We start from the raw sequence: 3,237 nt of genomic DNA on the forward strand, positions 1-3,237 counted from the left end.
TTTTTTTTGTTTTTATATTGGAGGTATTTTTTTAATTGGAATTGATATTTAAATTATAACTCCATTAAATCATTAACATTTTTTTTGAGAAGTTATTTTAGAAAAAAAGATTATTTAATTCTTCTATTTCGTTGACTTTTTCGATTAAAGCATTAGTGATAGAAGATAAATCTTTTTTTATTTCTTCCTTCTCTTTCGTTAATAATTTAATTTTTTTCTTGCAAAAACATAAATTAAGGTCTTTTTTAATTATTTGTTGTTGATTTTCTTTAATAATCAATTCTTGCGTTTGAATAATGTTGTTTTTTTCCTTCAATGAATCTATTAAAATTTGTATCCTGTTTTCGATAAATTGTTTCTTTGTTTGGTCTTCCCTTTTTGTTAGGAGAAAATAAACCATCATACAAGAGAAGAAGATAAATAGCATCCAACAGAAAGAATAAATTTTTTTCATAAATTGACGTATATATTACCTTTTTTTAAAATATCATCATACAACAATAAAGTTTATAGATGATTTGTTCAATTGAAAAATATCCCCATATCAAGAGTATTTTTAACTATATTATTTTATTTTGGAGAATTTTGAAGCAAGTCTTTAATTTCTTTTAGTAAAGCTACTTTTTCTTGTTCTAATTGTTTGATATCGTCGATTTTCAACTCTTTGACGTTAGAAGGGTTCTTGGTTTGTAAATGTTTTTTACCTTGATACACAAAAATATAAATAACGAAAGCGACCATAAAAAATTCAAAAACGTTTTGTAAAAATTTACCATAATTAATAGCGTTCTCCCCACCTAAATTTATTTTTAGTTCATTTAAGGTAAATTTTCCGTTAAATAACCAAACAATAGGAGGCATAATGACGTCAGTAGATAAGGAACTCACCATTTTGGTAAATAACTGCCCCATCACGATGGCGATAGCTAATTTGATAACGTCCCCTTTATTGATAAAAGACTTAAAACCGTCTTTAAAATCTTTTAATTGATGTAAATATTTATTTTCAGACATGATAATTCTCCTTCTTTTTTATAAATTGATAAAAAGAATCGCATATTTTCATTTTATTGTATCAGTGTGCGCTCAAAAAATCAAAAAGTTATATAAAAAATATATAAAAATAATAATAATTTGTTAATTTCAAATAAATATGCTACAATAATATTGTATCATTAGTTTTTTAAGTTATTTAAAAATAAAAAAGAATCAAAAGGTGAAATTTATTGTGGTGAATGAAATTTGGAACAACATTCTTAACAATTGGGTTGCATACTTGATTGTATCGCTTATTATTTTGGCTGGACCACTTCAAAAACTAATTAAGTTATTAATGCGTTTTGTTTTGTTTCTTTTGAATTTTTTTTTCGGAGAAGAAAAAGAAAAAAACGATATTAATAACAAAAATCCGCAAATTTCCATTCAAAACCAATTATCAGATGATGTATATAAAAATAAAAACTTATCTTTAATAGAATTAACTATTTTGGACATGAAGAGAAAAGAAGAAGCAAAAAATTCCAGAGAAAAAGATAAAGATATTGATTTAATTAGGTTAGAATTATATCAAAGCAAATTAGAAAGCAAAATGGAATTAAACCAACAACAAAATTTCTTTGAAAAAGAATTATTAAAACAAAAATTAGAACTTTTAGAAAAAGAATTATTGAAAAACAGTATTAAAAATAGTTTTAATTTTAACGGTAACGAAAAAAACCAAAGAAAGAACGATAATTCTAATAATAACAATTCTAACGATAATAATGGCAATAATTCTCCAGAAAGGGAAAACGTTAACGAAAAACCTATTGACCTTTCTTTCATCGAAGAAACAATCAATAAACAGATTCCTAAAAGTTTGAAAAAAATATTTGATCAATTAAAAAACGTTTCTGAAATGCAGTTATTTATGTTAAACAATATGCCTATGAATGATAATTCTTTTTCTTATTATGATGATCAAAAAAACGCCTTATATATTGACCCAAAAGATTTGCCTTTTGTGAAAGCCCTTTTAGTGGATAAGACGAATAAACAGTTAAAAAATTAATCTTTCTATAGTAAATAAAAAAATTCAAAATATAATTATTTTGATTTTTTTTATTTATAAAGATTATTTTAATTCTAAATATTGTTTTTCTTTTTGAGGCTCTTCAGGTTTTTTCTTAATAATAATTGTTAATAAACCATTATTTAATGCACCATCAATATCTTTAATAGAAAAATCTTCACCTATGTTAAAACTACGTTTAATAATGCCTCTAATTCTTTCTTGTCTTAAAAAGTTCTCAGGTTGGCTTTCGTTTTTTTGCACGGCTTTTGATGGGTTTTCTTGCTTAGGATGAGCTTCAATGATTAACCATCCTTCTTCTAAACTTATTTTAATATTTTCTTTTTTAAAACCAGGCAATTCGCTAATCAATTCATAATGTTGAGGATATTCTTTAATATCAGTTTTCATAAAAGAATGAGAATTATCACCAAAAGAAATTCTTTTCCAATCGTCTAATAAATTTTCTAATAAATCGTTATTTCTATCATTTGCATTAAAAAACATTTTTATGTTTATCTCCTTTTTTATCATTTATTTTAATACTATTAATAATTTCATTTTTATTATAACAAATCATTTTGGCAATGTCAAGAAGAGAATGCTAATTTATTTTTTTAATATTATGTATTATTTTTTAATTACTTTTTTTAAAAAATCATGTATAATAATAAATGTTGTTATTTGATACATTATTTTTTTTGGATGTATTTTTATGGCGGTTGTGGCGAAGTGGTTAACGCAGCGGCTTGTGGAGCCGACACGCGTGGGTTCGATTCCCATCAGCCGCCCCAATTTATTATTTTATCTTTATATCTTTTGTAGGCCCATAGCCAAGTGGTAAGGCAACGGACTTTGACTCCGTCATTCGTTGGTTCAAATCCAGCTGGGCCTGCCAATACTAACAACATAAATGCGACAACTTAAAACTAATCTGCGGGTGTGGCGGAATGGAAGACGCACTAGACTTAGGATCTAGCGCTTTTGGCGTGCAGGTTCAAGTCCTGTCACCCGTACCATTAATATTAAAAATTATTATTTTAAATCATTTTAAGGGATATGATGTCAACGGTAGCATAACGGTCTCCAAAACCGCTTGTTCGGGTTCGAATCCTGATATCCCTGCCATTTAAATTATCATTAAATAAAAATTAAATTAATACAAAAAATTAATACATAAAAAAGAA

Annotated in this window: 4 protein-coding genes and 4 tRNA genes; 5 read left to right on the forward strand and 3 right to left on the reverse strand. The window is 25.8% G+C overall.

Annotation, left to right across the window (positions count from 1 at the left end; all coding sequences use genetic code 11):
- Positions 1–97 precede the first annotated feature (97 nt).
- Both CPX_RS02595 and mscL read right to left on the reverse strand, forming a co-directional pair.
- Entirely contained in the window at positions 98–454 is a 357-nt protein-coding gene (locus CPX_RS02595) for a hypothetical protein (protein WP_053521613.1), read from the reverse strand.
- 116 nt (positions 455–570) lie between these two features.
- Complete coding sequence (gene mscL, locus CPX_RS02600) at positions 571–1,014, reverse strand: large conductance mechanosensitive channel protein MscL (protein WP_017191776.1); 444 nt, start codon at positions 1,012–1,014, stop codon at positions 571–573.
- Positions 1,015–1,231: 217 nt separating this feature from the next.
- Here mscL and CPX_RS02605 point away from each other — a divergent pair, with 217 nt between their 5' ends.
- Positions 1,232–2,050: a hypothetical protein gene (locus tag CPX_RS02605; RefSeq protein WP_235443270.1), complete on the forward strand. Its 819-nt coding sequence runs from the start codon at positions 1,232–1,234 to the stop codon at positions 2,048–2,050.
- A gap of 63 nt (positions 2,051–2,113) precedes the next feature.
- Here the strand turns inward: CPX_RS02605 and CPX_RS02610 are convergent, their stop codons facing one another.
- Positions 2,114–2,557, reverse strand: a complete 444-nt coding sequence (locus tag CPX_RS02610; protein WP_053521614.1) for an Hsp20 family protein — start codon at positions 2,555–2,557, stop codon at positions 2,114–2,116.
- Positions 2,558–2,768: 211 nt separating this feature from the next.
- Between CPX_RS02610 and CPX_RS02615 the strand changes: the two genes are divergently transcribed.
- The 4 genes from CPX_RS02615 (at position 2,769) to CPX_RS02630 (ending at position 3,178) form a co-directional block, all read left to right on the forward strand.
- Positions 2,769–2,844: transfer RNA gene (locus CPX_RS02615), tRNA-His, on the forward strand.
- Between the two features lie 29 nt (positions 2,845–2,873).
- Positions 2,874–2,948, forward strand: a tRNA-Gln gene (locus tag CPX_RS02620).
- A gap of 38 nt (positions 2,949–2,986) precedes the next feature.
- Positions 2,987–3,069 (forward strand) — tRNA-Leu (locus CPX_RS02625).
- 34 nt (positions 3,070–3,103) lie between these two features.
- A tRNA-Trp gene (locus tag CPX_RS02630) sits at positions 3,104–3,178 on the forward strand.
- The last annotated feature ends 59 nt before the right edge of the window (positions 3,179–3,237 follow it).

Source organism: Candidatus Phytoplasma pruni, assembly GCF_001277135.1.
GTDB classification, from domain to species: domain Bacteria; phylum Bacillota_I; class Bacilli_A; order Acholeplasmatales; family Acholeplasmataceae; genus Phytoplasma; species Phytoplasma pruni.